The organism is Nocardia carnea, assembly GCF_029868855.1.
Lineage (GTDB): Bacteria > Actinomycetota > Actinomycetes > Mycobacteriales > Mycobacteriaceae > Nocardia > Nocardia carnea_A.
Window position 1 is genome coordinate 9,231 of sequence record NZ_JARWOV010000017.1, and the last position, 26,041, is coordinate 35,271.

Annotated in this window: 8 protein-coding genes; 3 read left to right on the top strand and 5 right to left on the bottom strand. The window is 69.4% G+C overall.

All coding sequences use genetic code 11. The features are described 5' to 3' along the window. Positions 1-63: 63 nt before the first annotated feature. A complete protein-coding gene (locus tag QH195_RS01145) occupies positions 64-18,201 on the top strand; it encodes a non-ribosomal peptide synthetase (protein ID WP_280434001.1) in 18,138 nt (6,045 codons plus the stop codon). Between the two features lie 999 nt (positions 18,202-19,200). Here the strand turns inward: QH195_RS01145 and QH195_RS01150 are convergent. The 5 genes from QH195_RS01150 to QH195_RS01170 all read right to left on the bottom strand — a co-directional run bounded on the left by QH195_RS01150 (position 19,201) and on the right by QH195_RS01170 (position 23,579). Beyond that, the gene (locus QH195_RS01150) at positions 19,201-20,055 is read right to left on the bottom strand and encodes an aldo/keto reductase (RefSeq protein ID WP_280434002.1); all 855 of its coding nucleotides are present in this window, start codon (positions 20,053-20,055) and stop codon (positions 19,201-19,203) included. A 146-nt stretch (positions 20,056-20,201) separates the two neighbouring features. Then, positions 20,202-20,531 carry a carboxymuconolactone decarboxylase family protein gene (locus QH195_RS01155; protein ID WP_280434003.1) on the bottom strand — a complete coding sequence of 110 codons (330 nt, stop codon included), beginning with the start codon at positions 20,529-20,531 and terminating at the stop codon, positions 20,202-20,204. A gap of 141 nt (positions 20,532-20,672) precedes the next feature. After that, positions 20,673-21,809, bottom strand: a complete 1,137-nt coding sequence (locus QH195_RS01160; protein ID WP_280434004.1) for an alpha/beta hydrolase — start codon at positions 21,807-21,809, stop codon at positions 20,673-20,675. A gap of 169 nt (positions 21,810-21,978) precedes the next feature. Next, positions 21,979-22,476, bottom strand: a complete 498-nt coding sequence (locus tag QH195_RS01165; RefSeq protein WP_280434005.1) for a cyclophilin-like fold protein — start codon at positions 22,474-22,476, stop codon at positions 21,979-21,981. 32 nt (positions 22,477-22,508) lie between these two features. Beyond that, positions 22,509-23,579 (bottom strand): MFS transporter, encoded by a 1,071-nt coding sequence (locus QH195_RS01170; RefSeq protein WP_280434006.1) that lies wholly within the window; start codon positions 23,577-23,579, stop codon positions 22,509-22,511. 164 nt (positions 23,580-23,743) lie between these two features. On the opposite strand from QH195_RS01170, the gene QH195_RS01175 reads away from it, so the two are divergent. Together QH195_RS01175 and QH195_RS01180 are read left to right on the top strand one after the other, a co-directional pair. After that, positions 23,744-24,682: a helix-turn-helix transcriptional regulator gene (locus QH195_RS01175; RefSeq protein WP_280434007.1), complete on the top strand. Its 939-nt coding sequence runs from the start codon at positions 23,744-23,746 to the stop codon at positions 24,680-24,682. 184 nt (positions 24,683-24,866) lie between these two features. Beyond that, positions 24,867-25,886 (top strand): FecCD family ABC transporter permease, encoded by a 1,020-nt coding sequence (locus tag QH195_RS01180; RefSeq protein WP_280434008.1) that lies wholly within the window; start codon positions 24,867-24,869, stop codon positions 25,884-25,886. Positions 25,887-26,041: the final 155 nt, after the last annotated feature.

Genomic DNA, 26,041 nt, shown 5'->3' on the forward strand with positions numbered 1-26,041 from the left:
GCGGGGCGGGGGCGGTCCGGGACGTCGACCGGCTCCTGAAATGACGAAATACATGGAGGTCAGGTGACCCAGTCCAAGCGCAACCTCGACAGCAGCCGGGAACAGCCTGTTTCCGCGCCGGGCGGCGCGGCGGAGTCCCTCGGACGGGTGCCCGGCAACGGCGCGCAACCGCACAACGGCAACGGCAACGGCAACGGTGCCGGTCCGGGCGGTGTCCTGCCGCTGTCCGCGGCGCAGCGCGGAATCTGGTTCGCTCAGCATCTGGCGGGCCGATCCCCGATATCGGTGGCGCAGTATGTCGAGATCGCCGGTCCACTCGATATCGGCGTACTCATCGCCGCCTGTGAAGCCGTCGGGCACGAGTTCGGCTCCGCGTATCTGCGACTGGTCGAGGTCGACGGTGAGCCGTATCAGGTCGTCGACGAAGAACTGCCCTCACCGGTGTCGGTGCTGGATCTGCGCGGCCACGACGACCCGGTGGCGACCGCACACGACCTCATGGTCCGTGACTATTCCGCCCCGCTGGATCTGCGCAACGACCGCCTGATGAAATGCGTTGTCTTCCAGGTCGGTACGGACCACTACCTGTGGTATCAGCGCGCCCACCATATCGTGCTCGACGGTTTCGCCGCGGTCACGATGCTGCAGCGGATCACCGAGCTGTACAACGCGTGGGTGACAGGGGAGCAGGCGCCCGCGTCCACGGCGAAGGACCTGAGCGAGATCGTGGACCAAGACCTGGCATACCGGGGTTCGACACGTTTCGACAACGACCGCAACTACTGGACCGAACACCTCGACGGGGCCCCACCCGTCGTCAGCCTCGCGGGTCACGTGGGTAAACCCACCATTCACCCGGCCCTTGTCAGCGCCGCCCTCCCGGACCACACCGCGCGGCAGCTCGACCGCGTCGTCACCGACCGCGGAACCAGTGTCACACCGGTGGTCGTCGCCGCGTTCGCCGCCTACCTCGCCCGGATGACCGGCAGCGACGAAGTGCTCCTGAGCCTGCCGGTCTCCGGCCGCCATTCCGCGGTGTTGCGACGGTCCGGCGGGATGGTCGCCAACGTGGTCCCGTTGCGGGTGCCCGTCGCCGGCCGCGGCACGGGCGAGGTGATCGACGCCGTGCAGAGCGAGCTGACCAGCGCTCTGCGGCGGCAACGGTACCGGCAGGAGGACATATTCCACGATATGGGGATCGCCCGCGACGAAACCGCGTCGTTCGGGCCGGCGATCAACCTCATGATGGTGGACAACGAGATCGTGCTCGGCTCCACCACCGGCCGGCTGCATGTGCTGACCTCGGGCCCCACCGCGGACCTGTTCGTCAATATCTATCCGGGCGCGGGCCGCGACAGCACCCAGATCGATTTCCAGGGCAACCCGGGCGCCTACAGCGACGACGAACTCGCCGCCCACCACACCCGGTTCCTGATGTTCCTGCACGAATTCCTGTCCGGCGGGCCGGAACAGCCCGTGCGCACACTGCCGCTGCTGGAATCGGCGGAACGGGCCGCGCTGCTGCCGGTACGCGGACCGGAAAGCACCGGTGACCGGCTGCTCCCCGATATCCTCGCTGCCGGCGCGCGCCACGACCCGGCCGCGACCGCGATCGCCGCGGCCACCGCGACACTGACCTACCGTGACCTCGACACCCGCTCTTCACAGCTCGCCCGGCACCTGATCGGCCGCGGTTGCGGACCCGGGACGGCGGTGGCGATCGCGCTGCGCCGCTCGGCCGAATCGATCGTCGCGGCGTGGGCGGTCGCGAAATCAGGGGCCGCGATCGTGCAGATCGATCCGGACTATCCGGCGCAACGTATCGAGCACATGGTCACCGACAGCGGCGCCCGGGTGGTGATCACGCTCGACGCGGTCCGGGACCGGCTCCCGGCCACCGCGCCGGCGCTGATCCTCGACGACCCCGCGACCCGGCAGGCCTGCGCCGACAACGGCGACGGACCGGTCACCGACGCCGACCGTATCCGGCCGCTGCGCGCCGCCGATCTCGCCTACCTCACCTACACCTCCGGTTCCACCGGTGTGCCCAAAGGGGTGCAGGTCACCCACCGCGGCCTGGCGAATCTGGTCGCCGACCGCACCGGCACCTACGGTATGGGCCCGCGATCGCGGGTGTCCTATGCCCTCTCACCGGCGTTCGACGCCTCCTTCGAACAGTTCCTGACCTGTTTCGCCAACGGTGCCACGCTGGTGGTGGTGCCGCCGGAGGTGATCGGCGGCGATCGGCTCACCCAATTGCTGGCCGACCAGCACATCACCCATCTGACGTTGACACCGGCGATGCTGGCGACCGTGGACCCGCATCCGCTCACCGATCTGCGGGTCGTGGTGGTCGGGGGCGACGTATGCCCGCCGCATGTGATCGAACGGTGGGCGCGGCACTGCGCGATGTTCAACGAATACGGGCCCACCGAAGCCACCGTGACCGCCGCGGGCTCCCGGATCCGCCCCGGCCGTGACCTCACCGTCGGCGGTCCCGTCCGCGGTGTGGCGGCGATGGTGCTGGACCGGGCACTGCAACCGGTACCGGTCGGCACGGCCGGCGAACTGTATCTGGCCGGGCCCGGTCTGGCCCGCGGCTACAACCGGCGCTTCCCCGACACCGCGGCCCGTTTCGTCGCCGACCCCTACGGCGGTCCGGGGCAGCGCATGTACCGCACCGGCGATCTCGCCCGCTGGACCGCCGAGGACTCCGGGGTGTCGCTGGAACTGCTGGGGCGCAGCGATTTCCAGGTCAAGATCCGCGGCTACCGGATCGAACCGGCCGAAATCGACGCCGCCCTCACCGCCCATCCGGACGTCGACCTGTCGGTTACCGTCCCGGTGCACAACAATGCCGGCGCCACAGTCCTGGCCTCCTATGTCGTCCCCGTCGACGACCACCGCGCCGACCCGGCGCAGCTGCAACGGTTCGCCCGGGAATCCCTGCCGCCGCATATGGTGCCGGCGGTGATCGTGCCACTGGACCGGCTGCCGGTGAACGCGTTCGGCAAACTCGATCGCGCCGCGCTACCGGAACCGGAATTCGGGGCGGCCCCGGCCGGGCGCGACCCGGAAACCGCCCGCGAAATCCTGATGGCCGGCCTGTTCAGCGAGATCCTCGGGGTCCCGCAGGTCGGCGCCGACGACAGTTTCTTCGCCCTCGGCGGTGACAGCATCCTGTCGATCCAGTTGGTGGCGCGCGCCAAAGCCGTGGGCCTGGGGTTCTCCACCCAGGACGTGTTCGAGCACAAAACCGTCGCGGGCCTGGCCGCCATGGCCACCGAAGCCGGCGGCGCCCCGCAGCTACGCGAACTCCCCGGCGGCGGCACCGGCCCCATCCCGCTGTCGCCGATCGTGCACGCCATGCTCGGTCGCGGCCACTACGACCGGTTCGCGCAGGCCACCCTCGTCGAACTACCCGACCGGCTCGACCCCGGACATCTCGTGCGCGCCCTGCAGACACTGCTGGACCGCCACGACATGCTGCGCGCGGTCCTGCACGTCACCGCTTCCGGCGAACACCGCCTCGACGTCCCGGCCCCCGGGGCCGTCGCCGCCGCCTCCGTACTCACCCACGTGACGCTGCGTGACCGCGACGCCACCGAGATCGACCGGCACCTCCAAGCGGCCGCCGACCGCCTCGACCCCGCCGCCGGTGTGCTGGTGCAGGCCGTCCGCCTCCAGGACGGCACCGGCACAGGCCCGGATCTGCTGTGGCTGGTGGTCCATCACCTCGCCGTCGACGCGGTGTCGTGGCGGATCCTGCTCGCCGACCTGGCCCATACCTGGTTGCAGGTGTCCACCGGCGAGGATCCGCAGCCCGGCGCCGGCACCACCTCGGTGCGGCGCTGGGTCCACGGCCTGACCGAACAGGCCGCCGCGCGGCGCCCGGCGGAACTGTCCCGCTGGAAAACTGTGCTCACCGGCGATGACCGTCCGCTCGGATCGCGGCTCCTGGACCCCCAACGCGATGTCATGTCCACCGCCGGCCGGATCCGGTTGCGTATCCCCGCCGATATCACCGAAGCGGCCCTCACCACCCTCCCGGCCCGGTTCCACGGCAGCGCCAACGATCCGCTGCTGGCGGCGCTGGCGCTGGCACTGGCGCAATGGCGGGCCCGCCGCGGCGACCCCGCCGGCACGGAACTGATCTCGCTGGAAGGGCACGGCCGCGAAGAGCAGGCGGTGCCGGGCGCGGATCTCAGCGCCACCGTCGGCTGGTTCACCACCCGGTTCCCGGTCCGGCTCGAAATGTCCGGCGTCGATCTCGACGACGCCTTCGCCGGCGGCCCCGCCGCGGGGTCGGCGATCAAACAGGTGAAGGAACAACTGCGCGCGGTCCCGGACAACGGGATCGGCTACGGGATGCTGCGTTACCTCGATCCCGTGGCAAGCGCCGAACTCGGGAGCACGCCGGAGCCCCAGATCAGTTTCAACTATCTGGGGCGGGTGGGTGTCCGCGACCACTCGGGGGCGTGGACACCCACCACCGAATTCACCTCGCTGACCGCGACCACCGATCCACGGATGGCGCTGCCCGCGGTCCTGGATGTGAACGCGATCGCCGAACCGGGCCCCGACGGACTCGAACTCGACGCCACCTGGGAGTACGCGCGCAACATCGTGGACGCCGACGATATGGCCGAACTGGCCGATCTGTGGGTGCGGGCGCTGCACGGCCTGGCCGCGCATCTGCACACCGACACCGCCGGCGGATTCACCCCGTCCGATTTCCCGCTGGTCACGGTATCGCAGAACGATATCGACGACTGGTCGCGGGAATTCCCGGCGCTGACCGATGTGTGGCCGCTGACCGCGCTGCAAACCGGGCTGCTGTTCCACACCCTCTACGACCGCGACGGCGACGACAGCTACATCGTGCAGGCCTCGCTCACCCTCGCCGGCGAAGTGGACGCGCGGCGCATGCACCAGGCCGCTCAAACCCTGATCGACCGGCACGACAGCCTGCGCACCGCCTTCGTCGAAACCGCCGACGGCCCCCGCCAGATCGTGCTGCACACCGTCCGCGCCGACTGGCGCGAAACCGATCTCAGCGCCCACGACCCCGCCGACCGCGACCGCGAACTCCACCGCCTCACCACCGAAGCAGCCGCCCCGTTCGATCCCGCCCGCCCACCGCTGCTGCGGTTCCAGCTCATGCGCACCGGCGCCACCGAATACCGGCTGCTGATCACCGACCATCACCTCGTTCTGGACGGCTGGTCGATGCCGCTGCTGATCCACCAGCTGCTCGTCCTGTACACCAGCGGCGGCGACGCCGGCGATCTCGCGGCCCCCCGGTCGTTCCGGGATTACCTGCAATGGCTGCACACCCAGGACGACGACGCCGCCACCGCCGCCTGGCAGCGGATGCTGGACGGGGTGGACAACCCGACCCGGGTCTCGGGCCGCCCGGACCGTACGGGCAGCGCGCCCAGCGGTGAGGTCGGGCTCGACCTCGACGCCGCGACCGCCGCCGCGGTCCTCGATCTGGGCCGCTCCCACGGTGTCACCGCCGGTACCGCCGTCCAGGTGGCGTGGGCGTTGCTGCTCACCGCTCTCACCGGACGCTCCGATGTGGTGTTCGGTAACACGGTGTCGCACCGTCCGCCGCAGCTGCTCGGCGTCGAACATATGGTGGGCCTGTTCATCAACACCCTGCCGGTGCGGGTCCGGCTCGACCCCCTCGAAACCGTCGGTGACCTGCTGGAACGGGTGCAGTCCGAACAGGCCGCGATGCTCGAACACCGCCATATCGGTTTGGCGGAACTGCAGCGCGCCACCGGGATCGCCGATATGTTCGACACCGTCACGGTGCTGGAATCCTATCCACTGGACCGGGAAGGCCTCGCCCGCGACCTCGACGCCGCCGGGCTGCGGCTGATCGATCTCGACGCCCAGGACGCCACCCCCTACCCGCTGAGCCTGCAGGTCACCCCGCCGCGCCCCACCGGCGGCGACGCCGGCACCTACACGGTCACCCTGCGCTACGCCACCGACCGGTTCGCCACCGACCAGGCCGCCGCCCTGCTCGCACGATTCGAACAGATCCTGACCCGGCTGGTCACCGATCCCGCCACCCGCACAGCCGCCGTCACTCCCGACCCCGGAGCCGGGGTACCGCTGCCGGTCACCGGCGCTCCCGCCCTCCCCGAACGCACCCTGCACGACATCCTCACCGCCACCGCCCACCGGTATCCCGACGCAGCCGCCGTACGTTCCGGCGACACCACCCTCACCTACCGTGAACTACAGCAGCGCGCCGGTGAACTCGCCGCCGTGCTCACCGGCCGCGGCGCACGCCCCGAAACGTTCGTCGCGCTGGCGCTGCCGCGGTCGATCGACCTGGTCGTCGCGATCTGGGCGGTCGCGGAAACCGGTGCCGCGTTCATCCCCCTCGATCCCGCCAACCCCGGCGAACGCATCGCCGGAATGCTGTCCGATTCGGGCACCACCCTGGGTGTCACCACCGCCCCGGTCGCCGCGCACCTCCCCGGCACCGTCGACTGGCTGACCCTCGACGACACCAGCCACACCGCCCCGGTCCCGGCGCCCACCCGGCCGGCGACACCCGACGCCACCGCCTACCTCATCTTCACCTCCGGATCGACCGGCACCCCGAAAGCCGTGCAGGTGACCCACCGCGGCCTGGCCGACCTCGCCGCCGCCCACAGCGAAGCCTTCGGCGCGGACTCCACCTCCACGGTGTTGCAGGTTGCCTCACCCGGTTTCGACGCCAGCGTCTCGGAACTGCTGCTGGCCCACGGCAGCGGCGCCTGCCTGCTGATCGCACCCCCTGACGTGTACGGCGGCGCGGACCTGACCGAGCTGCTGCGCACCGGCCACGTCACCCACGCCATCATCACCCCGTCCGTGCTGAACACCCTGGACCCGGCGCGGCTACCCGCCCTCACCGCCATCGCGGTCGTCGGTGAAGCCACCGGCGCGGACACAGTGAACCGGTGGGCGCCCGGCCGGCGGCTGATGAACCATTACGGACCGACCGAAACCACCATCTGGGCCACCGGATCCGCCGCCCTGCACCCCGGAGAACCGGTGACGATCGGCGGACCCATCCGCGGCGTATCGGTGGCGGTGCTCGATATGTGGCTGCGACCGGTACCGGCCGGGGTCGCCGGGGAACTGTATATCGGCGGGCCCGGCCTGGCCCGCGGCTATTTCGACCGGCCCGCGACCACCGCGTCCCGTTTCGTCGCCGACCCGTACTCCGGCAGCGGTGAACGCCTCTACCGCACCGGCGATTCCGTGCGCTGGACACCAGGCCGCACCGGACTCGAACTGGAATATCTGGGCCGCAACGATCAACAGGTCAAAATCCACGGCCTGCGCATCGAACCGGGGGAGATCGACACCCAGCTCACCCGCCATCCCGCGGTCGCGAGCGCCGCCACCGTCACCCGCATCGGCGCCACCGGCGAACCGATCCTGGTGTCCTATGTCGTCGCCGCACCGGGTGAAACCCTGGACACGACCCAACTGCACGAACACCTCGACCACACCCTCGCCCATTACATGAACCCCGCGGCGATCGTCGAACTCGGCGAGATGCCGGTCACCGCCACAGGCAAAATCGACCGGAAAACGCTGCAACACCACGAATTCACGACCCCGGCCACTGCGGGACGAGCCCCCGCCACCCCCGCCGAACACACCCTGGCCGACCTGTTCGCGCAAGTCCTGCACCTGGACAGCGTGTCCGCCGACAGCAACTTCTTCGCCCTCGGCGGCGACAGTATCGTCTCCATGCGCCTGGTCGCCCTCGCCAAAGCCGCCGGTCTCGTCCTCACCCCCCGCGAGGTGTTCGAAGGGAAAACGGTGGCCGCGCTCGCCGCCACCGCCCGCCACGACACCCCCGCCGCAGACACCGGACCCGGCACCGGCGACACCCCGCTCGTCACACTCGACGAACCCGAAATCTCCGCACTACGGCAACGCTATCCCGGCCTGGCCGAAGTATGGCCGCTGTCGCCGATGCAGTCCGGAATCCACTTCCATTCCACCTTCACCACCGGCGACGACACCGGAACCACCGACAACTACACCGTCCAAACCACCATCGGCTTCACCGGCGAGATCGACACCGACCGCCTGCGCCGCGCCGCCCAGGCACTGATCGACCGTCACGACATCCTGCGCGCCGGCTTCGTCGAAACCGCCGCCGGACCACACCAGATCGTGCTCGGCCACGCCGGCACCGACTTCCGCGACATCGACCTGACCAGTGGGCAGGACCCCCGCACCGCCGCCGATATCGCCGCCGCCGACGCCGCGGCCGGTTTCGACCTGGCTGCGCCGCCGCTGATCCGGTTCACCCTGCTCCACCTCGAACCCGATGTGCACCGGCTGCTGGTCACCAACCACCATGTGATCCTCGACGGCTGGTCGATGCCGCTGCTGATGGGCGAACTGCTCGAAAACTACGGCACACCCGAGCGCATCGGCGCCACCGAACCCGCCCCCTCCTACCGCGACTACCTGACCTGGCTGCAACACCAGGACCCCACCGCATCCAAAGCCGCCTGGGCACAGGAATACGCGGACGTGGATTCCCCGACCCGCGTCGCCCGCGGAACCGGCGCCGCGAGCACCGCGGCCGAGGTCAACACCGACCTGCCCGCCGACCTGTACGGCGCGCTCCGCGACGTCGCCGCCGACACGGCCGTCACCGTCAACACGGCCGTCGCCGCGGCCTGGGCGATGAACCTGCGCGTCCTCACCGGCGACACCGACGTGATCTTCGGCTCCGCGGTATCGGGCCGGCCACCGGAACTGCCGGACGTGGACCGCACCCTCGGCATGTTCCTCAACACCATCCCGGTCCGGGTCCGGCTCGACCCGGCGCAGACACTGCGCGACCTGCTGACCCGGATCCAGGAACAGCACGCCCGCATGCTCGACCACCACTACATCGGGCTGCCCGAAATCCATCGCAGCGCAGGCGTCACCGAACTGTTCGACACCGCGGTCGCGTTCCAGTCGTTCCCCGTCGACCGCCCCGCCCTGCAGCGACTCGTCGAGTCCGCGGGCCTGCGCGTCGGTGAGATCTCCGGCGTCGACGCCACCCCGTTCCCGCTGAGCCTGGTCGTCGCCCCCACCCGCGACGGCTCACCGGGCCTGCGGATCACCCTCCGCTTCCTGGAGGACGAATTCGACAGCACCCGCGCCCACCACATCCTCACCCGGTTCGTGGACGTCCTCACCCGTATCGCCCGCGACCCCGCCACCCGGCTCGGGACGCTCACACTCCCCGGCGCGCCGGCACCCGCCCACCCCGACACCGCCCACCACACCCCGGACACCCTCGCCGGCATCCTCACCGCCACCGCCGCCACCACACCCGGCGCCGTCGCCGCACACTACGGCGCCACGACACTCACCTACCGGGAACTCGACGAACAATCCAACCGCCTCGCCCGCGCCCTGCTGCGCCGCGGCGTCCGGCCCGACCGGATCACCGCCCTCGCGCTGCCACGCTCACTCGCCGGTGTCGTGGCCCTGTGGGCGGCCGCCAAAGCCGGTACCGCGTTCGCCCCGATCGACCCGAACCTGCCCTCGGGGAGGATCGAATTCCTGCTGTCGGACTCCGCGGCGCAGATCGGTGTCACCGACACCGCCACCGCACCGAACCTGCCCGCCGGCACCGACTGGCTGATCATCGACGACGAACACGCCCGCCGCAGCGTGGCCGCCGAATCACCGGAACCGATCACCGACACCGAACGCGGCAGCAGCCTGCACCCCGACCGCAGCGCCTACGTCATCTACACCTCCGGCTCCACCGGCACCCCCAAAGGTGTACTGGTCGGCCACCGCGCCCTCACCGATGTGGTCGCGGCACAGCAGCGGACCCTGCAGGTCGACGACCAGTCCACGGTCCTGCAGGTCGCGTCCCCCAGTTTCGACGCCAACCTGTTCGAACTGCTCATGGCACACGGGTCCGGCGCGCGGCTCGTCATCGCACCCCCGGACGTGTACGGCGGCCGCGAACTCGCCGACCTCATCCGCCGCGAACACATCTCCCACGCGGTGATCACCCCGTCCGCGCTGGCCACCGTCCCCGCCGACGACCTCACCGACCTGCGGGTCCTGGCCACCGCCGGCGAACCCGTCGGACGGGAACTGGTCGAACGGTGGGCACCGGGCCGCGTCATGATCAATCTCTACGGCCCCAGCGAAACCACCATCTGGGCCACCGCCGGCGAACTGTCCGCCGCCGCGCCGATCGGTATCGGCCGCCCCGTCGGACCCGTCGCCGCCACCGTCCTCGACACCTGGCTACGGCCCGTCCCGCACGGCGTGACCGGCGAACTGTACCTGTTCGGCCCCGGCCTGGCCGAAGGCTATATCGACCGGCCCGGTTTGACCGCCGCCCGGTTCATCGCCTGCCCGTTCGACACCGGCGGCACCCGCATGTACCGCACCGGCGATATCGTCCGCCGCAACGCCGACGGCGACCTGGAATTCGTGGGCCGCAACGACTTCCAGGTGAAAGTCCGCGGTTCCCGCGTCGAACTCGGCGAAATCGACGCCGCCCTCTCGGCCCGCTCCGACATCACTTTCGCGGCCACCCTCGCGCACAGCGACGATGGGGGACCGGCACGGCTGGTGTCCTATGTGGTGCCCGCACCCGGGGAGAACATCTCGGCCGAGACACTCACCACCGCACTCGCCGACGCGCTTCCCGCCTACATGGTGCCCGCCGCGATCATGATCCTCGACGACGTACCGCTCACCGCCCACGGCAAACTCGACCGCGACCGCCTCCCCGAACCCGTATTCACCGCCCGCGAATACCGGGCCCCCGCCTCCTGGCCGGAAGAACTGATCGCCGACGCCTACGCCCAGGTCCTCGGCGTGCACCGGGTCGGCGCCGACGACGACTTCTTCGCCCTCGGCGGCGACTCGCTCAGCGCATCCCTGGTGGTGGCCCGGGTCGGCGCCGCACTCGGCGTCCGCGTACCGGTACGGGCCCTGTTCGAGGCACCCACCGTCGCCGCCCTCGCCCGCCACACCACCACCCTGCGCAGCGGTGACCGGATACCGCTCACCGCCCGCCCGCACCCCGAACCCATACCGCTGTCACTGGCCCAGCAGCGCATGTGGTTCCTCAACCGGTTCGAACCCGAATCCGCCGCCTACAACATTCCCGTCATGCTGCGCCTCACCGGCCACCTCGACATCGGCGCACTCCACACCGCACTCACCGACGTCATCGCCCGCCACGAAGTACTGCGCACCATCTATCCCGAAACCCGCGGCGAACCCCGCCAGCTGATCCTGGCCGAACCCGCACCCGCCCTGCACACCATCCCCGCCGACCCCGCGACCCTCACCGACACCGTGACCGCGTTCGTGCGCACCGGATTCGACGTCACCACCGAGGTCCCGCTCCGCATCGGACTGTTCGACCTCGGCACCGGCGAATACCTGCTCGCCCTCGTCGTCCACCACATCGCCGGCGACGGACAATCCATGGGGCCACTCGCCCGCGACGTCGTCACCGCCTACGCGGCCCGCGCCGGCGGCCACGCACCCCACTGGCAGCCCCTGCCCGTCCAATACGCCGACTACGCACTGTGGCAGCGCGACGTCCTCGGCGCCGCCGAGGACCCCGGATCGCTCCTGTCCACCCAGCTTCGGTTCTGGCGCGACACCCTCGCCGACGCCCCCGACCGGCTCGACCTGCCCACCGACCGCCCCCGCCCACCGGTCGCCTCCCTCGCCGGTGGCCGCATCCCCGTCGACATCGGCGCCGGCCTGCACACCCGGCTGCTCGACCTCGCCCACACTCGCGGCTCCTCCCTGTTCATGCTGACGCACGCCGCCCTCGCCGCCGTACTCGGCCGCCTCAGCGGCAGCGACGACGTCGTGATCGGCACCCCCGTCGCGGGCCGCGGCGAACCCGGCCTCGACGACCTCGTCGGCATGTTCGTCAACACCCTCGCCCTACGCACCCCCATCGACACCGGCGAACCGTTCACCGAACTGCTCACCCGCACCCGCGACACCGACCTCGCCGCCTTCGAACACGCCGATGTCCCGTTCGAACGGGTCGTGGAAGAACTCAACCCGCAACGCGCCGCCGACCGGCACCCGCTGTTCCAGGTGATGCTCGCCTTCCAGAGCCTCGCCGGCACCGACGTCGAACTCCCCGGCGTCGCCGTATCCCGCGCCGACGTCGACACCGGACTGTCCCAATTCGACCTGCAACTGATCCTCGCCGACACCTACGACGACAGGGGAGCGGCCCGCGGCCTCTCCGGAACCCTCACCTACGCCCGGGACCTGTTCGACGAAACCACCGCACGCACAATCCTCACGCGACTGCTCCGCGTCCTGGAAGCCGTCACCGCCGACCCCACGGAAGCCGTCGGCGATATCGACTGGCTCGACGACGCCGAACACCACGACCTGCCCACCCGCGTCGGGCCCCGCCCCACCGGCCCCCGGCCACCCGCTCTGCTACCCGAGGTGTTCGCCGCCGCCGTCCACGACAACCCCACCGGCACCGCCCTCGTCTCCGACGACACCGAACTCACCTACCGCCAACTCGACACCCGCTCCAACCAGCTGGCGCGGCTGCTGATCCGCCGCGGCGCCGGACCAGAACAGCCCGTGCTCGTCGCCACCGGCCGCACCGCCGAAGCGATCGTCGCCTGGTGGGCCGTGGTCAAAACCGGCGCCCCCTACGTCCCGGTGGACCCCCGCTATCCCACCGGCCGGATCGAACAGATGGTCACCGACTCGCACGCCGGCCTCGGCATCACCCTCACCGCCGCCCGACCCCAACTCCCCGGCACCGTCGACTGGATCCTGCTCGACTCCCCGGCCGGAAACACCCAGATCGACAGCGAATCCGCCGAACCGATCACCGACACCGACCGGCTCCGGCCACTCCACGCCACCAACATCGCCTACATCGTGTTCACCTCCGGATCCACCGGACGCCCCAAAGGTGTCGCCGTCAGCCACACCGGAATCGCCGACTTCGTCGCCGCCCAACGCACCGGCACCCCGCCCCACACCACCGACCGCGTCCTGCACTTCGCCTCACCGTCCTTCGACGCCTCACTCCTGGAAATCCTGCTCGCCGCCGGCCGCGCCGCCACCCTCGTCATCGCCCCCACCGGCATCTACGGCGGCGACGAACTCGCCGAATTCCTCCGCACCCGGCGCATCACCCACGCCTTCGTCACCCCCGCCGCACTCGCCTCCGTCGACCCCACCGGACTCGACGACCTCCGATCCGTCATGTCCGGCGGCGACGAAGTCCCCGCCGACCTCATCAACCGGTGGGCCGGCACCGACCGCGCCGGAACCCGCGAATTCCGGGTCCTGTACGGCCCCACCGAAACCACCATGGTCGCCACCGCCACCGACCCCGTCCACCCCGGCGAACGACCCACCATCGGCACCCCGCTACCCGGAATACGGGCACTGGTCCTCGACGACCGCCTCCGGCCCGCACCCGTCGGCGTCGCCGGCGAACTGTATCTCGCCGGACCCGCCCTGGCCCGCGGCTACCTCAACCGCGCCGCCACCAACTCCGCCCGATTCACCGCCTGCCCCTACGCGGAACCGGGCAGCCGCATGTACCGCACCGGCGACCTCGTCCGCTGGAACACCCACGGCGACCTCGAATTCATGGGACGCAACGACTTCCAGGTGAAGGTCCGCGGCTACCGCGTCGAACTCGGCGAAATCGACACCGCCCTCGGCGCCCGCCCCGATATCGCCTACGCCGTCACCATCCCGCGCCGCGAAGGCACCGGCCCCGTCACCCTCGTGTCCTACGTGGTCCCGGCACCCGGCGCCGATATCGCCGCCGACGCCCTCACCACCGCACTCACCGACACCCTCCCCGCCTACATGGTGCCCGCCGCGATCATGGTCCTCGACCGGATCCCGCTCTCACCCAACGGCAAACTCGACCGCAAAGCCCTCCCCGAACCTGTCCTGCAGGCCAGGCAATTCCGCGCACCCGCCTCCCCGGTCGAAGAAATCGTGGCCGGTGTCTTCACCGACGTACTCGGCCTCGACCGCGCCGTCGGCGCCGACGACGACTTCTTCGAACTCGGCGGCAACAGCCTCGTCGCCACCCGCGTCGCCGCCCGCATCGGCGCCGCCCTCGACGCCAACGTCCCGGTCGCGATGATCTTCGACGCACCCACCGTCGCCAAACTCGCCGCCCGCGCCGAATCCCACGCCGACACCGGACGCGTAGCCCTCACCCCGCAACCCCGGCCACCGCATATCCCGCTGTCCTACGCACAGCAGCGCATGTGGTTCCTCAACCGGTTCGAACCCGAATCCGCCGCCTACAGCATCCCCATCATCATCCGCCTCACCGGCCACCTCGACACCGACGCCCTGCACCACGCGCTCACCGACGTCGTCGACCGGCACGAAGTCCTACGCACCCGCTACCCGGACACCGACGGCGAACCCGCACAGGTCGTACTGCCCGCCGACCTCACCACACCATCGCTGCACCCCACCCCGATCGACGACACCGACCTGCCCGCCGCTATCGCCGGCTTCGTCGCCACCGCATTCGACGTCACCACCGAAGTACCGTTGCGGGCCCGGCTCTACAACACCGGCCCCGACACCTGGGTCCTGGCCGTGGTCCTGCACCACATCTGCGGCGACGGATCCTCCCTGGCCCCACTGGCCCGCGACATGATGACCGCCTACCAGGCACGAATCCACGGCCGCCCACCCACCTGGATACCGCTACCGGTCCAATACGCCGACTACGCCATCTGGCAGCACACCGTCCTGGGCTCCGAACACGACCCCGACTCGCTGCTGCGCGCCCAAATCGACTACTGGACCACCCAACTCGCCGACCTGCCGCCACTACTCGAACTTCCCACCGACCGACCGCGGCCCCCGATCCAGACCTACACCGGCGCCAACGTCGCACTCACCGTCGACGCCGACCTGCACGCCGAACTCGAAAAAGTCGCGCGAGCCCACAACACCACCCTGTTCATGGTGTTCCACGCCGCCCTCGCCGCCACCCTCGGCCGCCTCGCGGCCACCGACGACATCGCCATCGGCACGCCCTACGCCGGCCGCGGCGAACCCGAACTCGACGACCTCGTCGGCATGTTCGTCAACACCCTCGTCCTACGCACCCGCCTCACCGGCAACATGACCTTCACCGAACTCCTCGACCACGTCCGCGGCACCGACCTCGCCGCATTCGGGCACGCCGACGTCCCGTTCGAACGCCTCGTCCAAGAACTCAACCCCGTACGCACCCACGCCCACCACCCCCTGTTCCAGGTGATGCTCGCCTTCCAGAACCACACCACCACCGACTTCGAACTCCCCGGCCTCACCGCCTCCGCCGTCGAAGCCGACACCGCGACCTCCCTGTTCGACCTCCAGATCACCGTCTCCGACAACTACGACACCACCGGCGCACCCACCGGAATAGACGGCACCATCACCTACGCCACCGACCTGTTCGACCCGGCCACCGCCACCGCCATCGCCGACCGCCTGCACCGGATCCTGCACGCACTCGCCACCGACCCCACCCGCGGGATCCACGACGTCGACCTCCTCGACACCGGGGAACGCGACGCCGTCCTGCACCGGTGGAACGCCACCGAACACCCCCTCGACCCCGACGAAACCCTCGCCGGCCTGTTCACCCGCGCCGCCCGCACACACACCGACCGGCCCGCCGTCGAATCCGGCAACCGAACCCTCACCTACGCCGAATTCGCCGCCCGCGTCAACCGCCTCGCCCGCTGGCTCATCACCCGCGGCGTCGGCCCCGACACCCTGGTCGCCCTGCGCATGCCCCGATCCCTCGACCAGGTCACCGCCATGTACGCCGTCCACGCCGCCGGCGGCGGATACATACCCATCGACCCCACCCACCCCGCCGACCGCATCGACTACATGCTCGCCACCGCCGCACCCGTCGTCGAACTCACCTCCCTCGACGACCTCGACCTCACCGGATACGACGACACACCCGTCACCGACAGCGACCGCCACACCCCACTGAGACCCCACAACACCGCCTACGTGCTGTTCACCTCCGGCTCCACCGGACGCCCCAAAGGCGTCGCCGTACCGCACAGCGCGGTCCTCAACCAACTCCACTGGATCATCGACACCTACCGGCTCACCGCCGCCGACACCGTCCTGCAGAAAACCCCCGCCACCTTCGACGTCTCGGTATGGGAACTGTTCGCCACCCTCGCCGTCGGCGCCCGCCTGGTGATCGCCCGCCCCGACGGCCACACCGACCCCGCCTACCTCGCCGCCACCATCGACAACCGGCAGATCACCGTCACCTCCTTCGTCCCGTCCATGCTCGCGGCATTCGCCGACGCCGCACCCGCACAATCCCTGAAAACGCTGCGCGCCCTGCTCGTCGGCGGGGAAGCGTTCGGCGCCGAAGTCGTGGCCGCCGCGCGGCGCGCCATGCCCCACACCGAACTGCACAACCTCTACGGCCCCACCGAATTCACCCTGCACGCCACCGCCCACCACGTCACCGACAGCGACACCGGCAGCATCCCCATGGGCACACCGGTCTGGAACGTCCGCGCCCACGTCCTCGACACCCGCCTTCGCCCCGTCCCACCCGGAGTAGCGGGGGACCTGTACCTCGCCGGCCACCAGATCGCCCGCGGATACCACGCCCGCCCCGGCCTCACCGCGGAACGATTCGTCCCCGACCCGTTCACCACCGGCCGGCGCATGTACCGCACCGGCGACCGCGCCCGCCGCCTGCGCAATGGAGAACTGGAATACCTGGGCCGCACCGACTTCCAGGTGAAACTCCGCGGCCTGCGCATCGAACTCGGCGAAATCGAAGCCGTCCTCGCCGAACACCCCACCGTCGCCCGCGCGATCGCCGCCGTACACAGCTCCGGCACCGGCGACCGGCTCATTGCCTACCTGGTGCCGACAGCCGGCGCGACCGTCGACACCGACGCCGTCCTCGCCCACGCCGCCACCGAACTACCCGGCTACATGGTGCCCACCACCGTCATGGTGCTCGACACCGTACCGCTCACCGCCTCCGGCAAACTCGACCGCAAACATCTTCCCGAACCCGTATTCGAGGTAGGGGAGTTCCGGGAACCCGGATCGTGGCTGGAAGGGGAAGTCGCCCGAGCCTACGGACACGTTCTCGGCGTGGACCGCGTCGGCGCCGACGACGACTTCTACGCACTCGGCGGCAACTCCCTCAAATCGGTGCAGGTGGTCAGCGAACTACGCAGAGAACTCGACTACGAGGTCCCCGTCAGCTGGATCCTGTCCGACCCGCGCCCCACCGACCTCGCCAAACGCATCGAAACCGGAATGCGCACAGGCCACATCAGCACCGAACCCACCACTCCCGGATTCGATGTCCTGCTACCGATCCGCACCACCGGAACCCGCCCCCCGCTGTTCTGCATCCACCCAGCCTCCGGCCTGGCCTGGTCCTACCGCCCCCTCGGCGAATACCTGACCGCCGACCGGCCGATCTACGGAATCCAGGCACCGCAGCTCAGCGGCGCGGAACCGGGACCCGCCACCATCGAAGACACCGCCCGCCGCTACCTCGACGAAATCCGCACCGTCCAGCCGCACGGCCCCTACCATCTGCTCGGCTGGTCACTCGGCGGCCAGATCGCCCACGCGATCGCCGTCGAAATACGCGCCGCCGGCGAAGAAGTCGCGCTGCTGGCCCTCCTGGACGCCGAAGCCGACGGATTCGATCGATCAGCGGTCACCACCGTCACAGCCGGAGAACTGGTCGCCAACCTCGGCCCCGTCATGGGTATCGATTTCGTACCCACCGACGCCACCGCCGAGGAAGCCGCCGCACTGATCGAACAGAACATGGGGGAGCAGTTCGGTATCGACGCCGCCCTCATCCAGCGCATGACCGACGCCTACAACCAGTCGATCCGCGCGGCCGCCGAATGGCAACCCCAGGTACTCGACGGCGACATGCTGTATTTCACCGCCACCGGCGAACGCCGCGCCGACGCCACCGGCCACCACGGCTGGGAGCCGATGGTCCGCGGACACATCACCGCTGTCGATATCGACGCGACCCACCTCGCGATGACCGAACCCGCGGTTCTGGCCCGCATCGCCCACGTCCTGAACGAACAACTCGACCGAGAAGCTGCCGGGCAGAGCGGATAACCGTGCCAGACCGTCGTGCCCGCCGACTTCGGAACGGGGGAGTTCTGTCACCACACCGCCGACGAGCACCTGCGGCCACCGCGATGGACCTTCTGGGTAGCGACCGAGTGCGGTGGCGTGTTTCAGCCGCGTTGCCGCGGAACGGGCTCCGCGTGACGCCGAGTAGTCGCGCATCCACCCGGGAAAGTGGCGGAGGACGCGGCTCTCGTGGACGGCCCGGAGCGTTGTGAGCCTCCGGCGGGTACGCCGCGATATGGGACCGACTGTCGCGGCCGAACTGCCGTCGGCCGGGGCCGGAGCCCTGTGTACGCCCCGCGACCACCATCCTGGGTGCGGCGCCAAAGGCCGCCAGGGGACGGCAGTAGGCAGGTTCCTGGCGATTAGTTGACATAATGTAGATTATCGGCAGTCTTCGGAGGGCTGGATCCGGGAAACCGCCTGCCACGAATACCGGCCACCGCGAACAGCTCACGACGGCACAGGCGGGCCCGCTCCGGCGGTTCGGCAGTTCGGCTCGGGCATGGACGGTCGGCTGCAGGTGCAGAATCGAGCCAGCGCGGCAGGCTCCTAGGGTGCATGCATTATGTCAACTCGGGGTCCGTGCGCCACCGGTGTGCCGAGTCGGCCGAATTGGACAGTGCGGGCCGGCGGCCGCAGCTTTCGTATGGGCGACCCGGGAACGACCCTCCATGGCACCGCCGAGGGGTGTCGATCGCGGAGCCGATACCGCTACGTCTGCTGCAGTAACACCCTCTCCCCTGTCGGACGGACGGGTAAAAGAACCCCGCACTTATTTTGTCACTGTGACGAAATACCTTGGGGCTGAGAGGCATTCGCAATACGCGCGTAGTCAGCCTTCACGAAGCCTCAGGAGCATATCCTCCCAGTCGAACTGTGTCCGTTCCCGATTGGGACGGTCAGGTGCGGGAGACCCGGGTAACGATCGCGCTGCCGGAACAACCACCCGGCACTGCCCGGCCGGACCACGCTGCAGGTGCCTCACTTGCCGCTGTAAACGGGAAAGACGCTGTGGTCGCCGTAGTCGCGAGCTCGTAGGTTTCGCAGGACGTCCATGTCGTCGTCGGTGATCTCGAAGTCGAGTTGCGCGTTGCTGCGCATGTGGTCGGGGTTGGCGGTCTTGGGTAGCGAAACCGTTCCCAACTGCAGGGTGTAGCGGATGCAGAGCTGCGGAACGCTCACCTGGTACCGGTCGGCGATCGCCTGGACATCGGGGTTGTTCAGGATTTCCCCGTGGGCGATGGGTGAGTACGCCTCGACGAGGACGGCGTTGTTTTCGCAGTAGTCGATCAGCTCGGTAGGGGTGTTGCCTGCGTGGACGAGCAGCTGGTTGACCTGTGGTGGGATCGTGCAGGCACCGAGGATGTTGTCGAGGTCGTGCTGCTCGAAGTTGGAGACGCCGATCGAGCGGAGCTTGCCTGCCTTGTAGGCGTTTTCCAGCGCGCGCCAGGCCGCGCGGTTGCCTTCGGCGTAGTCTCCGCCGCGGAAGTCGGACCAGGGCTGCGGACTGTGGATCAGCATCAGATCGATGTGATCGAGCCCCAGCGTGGCCAGCGAGCCGTCGATCGCGGCGACGGCGGCGTCGTAGTCCTTGATCTCGGCTGCCAACTTCGTCGACACGAACACCTCCTCGCGCGCAACGCCGCCGGCGCGGACGCCTTGCCCGACACCTCGCTCGTTGCCGTAGGCCTGGGCGGTGTCGATGTTGCGGTAGCCGATCGAGACTGCTTCGGCGACCGCATCAGCGGCCTTGTCGTCATCGATGAACCAGGTACCCAAGCCCAGCTTGGGGATACGGACGTCGTTGGACAGCGTGTAGGTCTCCTGCAGGATCATGGGTCACTCGCTCCTGGATTCGTGTGTGGCGTTGGGTGCGCTGGTAGTCGTCGACCGGTTCGAGCCGGGCGACGAGGGGGTCAGGAATTTCTCGGCGACCGGGAGACCGTGGCTGTGCCAGGTATCGAGCCGGACTTCGCCGGTTTTCAGTCGTCGAAGACCTGTTTTGCGACGGTCATGGCGCTCATGCCGTTGGGCCAGCCGGTGTAGAAAGCGAGATGGGTGATTGCTTCTTTCAATTCGGTCTCGGTGAGGCCGTTGCGGCGGGCGTAGTCGAGGTGGAAGGTGAGCTGGTCGGTTTTGCCCATCGCGGTGAGCGCGGCGACGGTGATCAGGCTGCGATCCCGTGTGGACAGGCCCTCGCGTTCCCAGACCTCGTCGAACAGGACCTTGTCGGTGTAGTGGGCCAGGCCGGGTGCGAAGTCGCCGAACGCGCGCTGCCCGCCGGTCCAGCCGGTGCGGTGATCCTGGGTCATTGGTGCTTCCTTTCGTCGTCGGATTGCGATGTGATCCAGCGCCGACCGGTACGACGGCTACGGTGCATCCGGGCCGGGTACCCAGGTCGGCGCGGCGGACACAACGCTGTGTGGGCGGCCTTCGAAGTGCTCCTGGGCGGGTCAGCGCAGGTTCTGGGTGTAGAAGTCGGTGAGTTTGTCGAAGGGGATGAGTTCGGTGCGGTCGTAGAGGTCGACGTGGCCGGCGCCGGGCACGATCACCAGTTCCTTGCGGTCGCCGGCGAGGCGGTAGGCCTCTTCGCTGAATTCGCGGGAGTGGGCGTTCTCGCCGGTGATGAACAGCATCGGGCGCGGGGAGATGGTTTCGATGTCGTTGAACGGGTAGAAGTTCAAGAACTTGGTGTTGCTCGACAGGGTGGGGTGGGTGGTGGTGTCGGCCGTAGCGCCTTCGGGAGTGACCGCGCCGCGCTGGGTGCGGTAGAAGTCGTAGAACTCGCGCTCGATCGGCGTCGACTCGGCGGTCAACTCGTGTACGGTGCCGCTGGTGTATTCGGTCGGGCCACCGCGGAATTCGACGTCGCGCTGGGCGGCGGCCTGGGCGAGTATCTGCTGACGCTGCTGCGGGGTGACCGAGTGGCCGAGCCCGTGGCGGTTGGCCGCGCCCATGTCGTACATGCTGACGGTGGCGACGGCTTTGATGCGGGGGTCGATCTTGGCCGCGGAGATGACGAAGCTGCCGCTGCCGCAGATGCCGAGGGCGCCGATGCGTTCGGGGTCGACGGTGTTCTGGGTGCGTAGGTAGTCGACGCCGGCGTTGAAGGTTTCGGTGTAGAGGTCGGGGGCGACGGCGTTGCGGGGTTCGCCGTCGCTGCCGCCCCAGAACGCGGTGTCCAGGGCGAGCGTGACGAAGCCTTGTTCGGCCATTTTGGTGGCGTAGAGGTTGGCCGATTGTTCTTTGACCGCGCCCATCGGGTGTCCGACCACCATCGCCGCGGCGCGGGTGCCGGGGGGGAGGTCGGTGGGGACGAACAGGTTGCCGGTGACGTCCATCTGGTACTGGTTCTTGAACGTGACCGGGGTCATGGTGACCTGGTCGCTGGTGTAGAAGTTGTCCGCACCGCGGGAGCGGTCGCCGGTGGCCAGGCCCGGGATCGGTGTGATCGGCGCGGCCGAGGTCGTGGCCGTGTCGGCGCCGGAGCAGGCCGAGGCTGCGAGGACGGCGAGGGTCGCGATGGCGGCCCCGGTGGTGCGGGTCCAGCGGTGGGGATGTCGTCGCGGCGGGGTGGTCGTGGTGTTCACGTCGGGGCTCCTGGTGCGGTGTTCGAGGTGTCGGAGAGGGTGAGCAGGGTTTGAGGGCGCGGTGTTCGTCCGGGCCTCTCTGCGGTTTCAGGGACGGTGCCGGTGACAACGGCGACCTGTCCGGAGTCGTAGGTGTGTTCCACGACGGTGTGTCCTTGCGTGTCGGTGGTCAGGCGGCGGTGATGGTGAGGGTGGGTCCGGCGGATTCGGCGGTGATCGTCTCGACGCCGGTCTCGATTTCGCCGATCATCACGATCCCGGGCGCGGGAACACGGAAGCCGTCTTCGCGGTAGTACACGGCCAGATCGTGGCTCGGCGCCCAATAGCCGAGCCGGCCCGCGCGGTACTCGGCTTGGCCGTGACCGTCGACGAGTCGACGGGGCAGGGTGCCTGCCTTTTCGCGGCCGCCGAGGTCGTGGAGGGTGAGGGTGAGCGGTAGCAGGGAGACGAAGTCGCGGGCGGTGGGGTTGTCGTAGAGGTGGGCGGTGGCTTCGCCGGCGCCGGTGCGCAGCCGGATCTGCATGAACGTGTCCTCCTGTCCGGCCGGCGCCGCAGAGGGCGCGGTGGAGTTCGGGGTTGTGAGTGCCGGTGCTGTGATCGTGCAGGCGGTGATCACGGCCGTGGCGAGGATCAGGCTCGCGGCGGTCGGCCAGATTCTCGATCGCATCAGGGTCGTGTCGCTGGAGAGGTGGCGCATGGTCAGCTCGCTCCGGTCAGGATGCTGGTGGTGTGCTGTCCGTGTCGGGCCGGGGTGTTGTCGGGATTCGTTCGGGTCCGGGTGGCAGCGAGCGCGGCGATGGGGATCAGCGCGGTCGCGGTGATCGCCGCACCCAGCACTGCGGGGCCGGTGACGCCGAGGGCGGTGGACAGAGTGGTCGCGGCCAGGGCCGACCCGGCGGCGGTGCCGAGGTTGAACGCCGCGGTCGCCAGCGAGGACGCCAGCCGGTCCCCTACCCGGCCACCGAGCGTGGTTCCGGCCAGCGCGCCGATTCCGAACCCGACCAGGACCAGCGGAACCAGGGTGGTGGGGATCCCGGCGCGGTCGGTCAGCAGCGGGCTGATGAAGCTGTAGGCGCCGAGGAACCCGGCTTGGGCCAGGGTGATCGCAGCGAGGACGGCCCACACCCGCCATGGACGGATTGTGGCTACCTCGGCGCGCACCGATACCGGAGCTTCGATGTTGCCGGAAGCGATCGGCGTGAAGCGCAGTACTGCGGCGATGGCGGGGACGGCAAGGACGGCGAGCATCCAGAACGGACCGCGCCAGCCGGTGAGCTGTCCGGCGAAGGTGCCCAGCGGCACCCCGGCGACAACGGCCAGGCTCAATCCGCCCGACATCACCGCCAGTGCTCGCGCGCTCGCGCCCGGCCCGGAGACCGCTGCGGCGGCGACGGCGCCGGTAGCCCAGAATGTGCCGGTAGTCAGGGCGGTCACCACGCGGGAGACGATGACGACGGTGAAGGAGTCGCTGATTGCGGGCACCACGTGCCCGGCCGCGAACACCGCCAGCGCGCCGATCAGCGTGGCCCGTGCGGGCAGCCGCAATGTGGCCAGTGCCATGACGGGCGGCCCGAGGATCATTCCGACCGCGAACGCGGTGATCAGCAGCCCGGCGCGGGCGATGTCGACCCCGAGATCTGTGGCCACCTCCGGTAGCAGGCCGGCGATCATGAACTCGGTCGTGCTCATCAGGAAGATCCCGGCGGCCAGCACATACACCAGCACCGGCAACCGGTTCCGTGCCACGCGGTGTTCGATCGGCGTACTCATCTCACCTCATCGACTCGAAGGGTTGCGGATTGGGAGCTGTCGAGCTCCGCAATCCAGGCAACGCGGCCGAAGAAGGATGTGGGAGGTGAGGATCAGGGGGGTGTCGGCAGCACCCCCCTGACAGGGCCTGGCACATATGCAGGCCGGCGGCTTAGCCTCGAACCATGGAGTCGAGCACCCGTGCCGCCGAGATCGGCCGGTTTCTGGCCTCGCGCCGCGCCAAGATCACCCCTGACCAGGTCGGTCTCCCGGTCTACGACGCCGGCAAGCGCCGTGTCCCCGGTCTGCGACGCCAAGAAGTCGCCACCCTGGCCGGGCTCTCGGTCGACTACTACACCCAGATCGAACGCGGCAAGGTCAACACCGTCTCCGAATCCGTCCTCGACGCGATCGCCCGCGCACTGGAACTCGACGACGCCGAACGCTCCCACTTGTTCGACCTGCACCGCAACGCCCTGATCAGCCCACAACGACGCTCGCGGCGCACCACCAAAGCGGTTCGCCCGGGCGTGCAGCGCCTGCTCGACACCTACAGCGGGCCCGCATTCATCCGCAACGCCCGCCACGACCTCGTCGCCGCCAACCTGCTCGGATACGCCTTCTACAGCCCCCTCTACCCAGATCCATCGGCACCGGATGTGTCCAAGCCGGTGAACTTCGTGCGGTTCTGTTTCCTGGACCCCCGCGCCCGCGACTTCTACCCGGACTGGGATCTCATGGCCGACGGCGCAGTCAACCTGCTGCGCACCGACGCCGGACGCGACCCCTACGACCGCGGAATCTCCGACCTGGTCGGTGAACTGTCCACCCGCAGCGACGAATTCCGGGTCCGGTGGGCCAAACACAATGTGCGCCTGCACTACACCGGAACCAAGACCTTCCATCACCCCGTGGTCGGTGAGATCGGCATCGGCTACGAAACCATGCCACTACCGGCCGATCCCGGCCTGGTCATCAACTTCTACACCGTCGAACCGGCCACTCCGTCCGCCGACGCCATGACTCTGCTCGGTACCTGGGCCGCGACCACCATCCACCCACCGACACACATCGAACAGCCGGCCTCCACGGTTGGCGAACAGCAGACCGAACGGCCTAGGTAGAGCTCGGGCATCACGGCAGTCGAACGAGCTCCGGACATCGCCACACACTCCCCCGCGCCTTGATCCGCGACTGCGCGCGGCATCGACACCACCGGGCAAACTGAGGCTAAACTAACCTTCGGCGGTGGCAGCAACCTCTCAGCCACCACACCGGAGCGTTGCCGACCGCGAGGATGTATCGCCAGTGCCCCCAGCCACCACGACCGCGCCACGTACGGCACTGTCGCGGACGACCGTGTTGCTGCTGCTGATCGCACTGCTGGTGGCGCTCCTGATCGGCGGGCTGTTCGTCGGTAGCGGCGATTTCCCGGCCACCGAGACCTGGCAGGCCCTGTTCGGCGAAGGCGCCCCCACCACCGTCGGCGTCATCCGGGACCAGCGAATCCCCCGCACCCTGCTGGCCGCGCTCGTCGGCGCGGCACTCGGGCTCGCGGGCGCGGTGATGCAGGGATTGACCCGCAACCCTCTCGCCGACCCCGGCATCCTCGGAGTGAACTCCGGTGCGTACTTCGCCATGGTGCTCGGATCGGTCGTGGCCGGGGCAGCCGGTACCGATTACGTCCGGTGGGCACTCGGTGGCGCGTTCGCCGCATCGGTGCTGGTGTATTTCGTCGGGTCCCGTGGGGTCGGTGGGGCGAGCCCGGCCAAACTGGTGCTCACCGGTGTAGCGATCGCCTCGATGCTCAGCGGGCTCGCGTTCGGCCTCACCATGATCCACCCACGCACCTTCGACGCGATCCGCGGACTGCTGATCGGCACCCTGGACGGCCGCGGCCGGCCACAACTGTCGGCCACCTGGCTGCTCGTGCTTCTGGGGGTTGCCGGCGCAGTCGCGCTGGCGGGCTACCTCAACGCTCTCGCGCTCGGCGACGACCGCGCGAACGCGCTGGGAGTCCCGGTGACGGCGGTGCGAGCGGGCGGCTTCGTGGTGGTGACCGTGCTGTGCGGTGCGGCCACCGCGGCGGTCGGGCCGATCAGTTTCGTCGGGTTGATGGTGCCGCACGCGGTACGGATGGTGGTCGGCCCGGATCACCGCTGGATGATTCCGCTGTGCCTGGTGGTGGGGCCGATCGTCCTGGTGGGCTCCGATCTCGTCGCCAGGGTCGCCACCGCGAGCGAACTGCCGGTGGGGATGGTGACCGCGTTCCTCGGGGCGCCCGTGCTTATCTGGTTGGCGCGCCGCGAGACAGGGGCGCAGTGGTGAGCGGCGCGGCGCCGGCCGCTGCCCCGTGGCCGAGGTGAACGGCACTTTCTCGGTGGAACAGGGGATTTCCGGCTTCTGTCCGGAACGGGCGGTGCTGTGGCACCCCTCCTGGTCAGGGCACCCTTATTAGATTTCGGGAACGAATTCCGCCACAC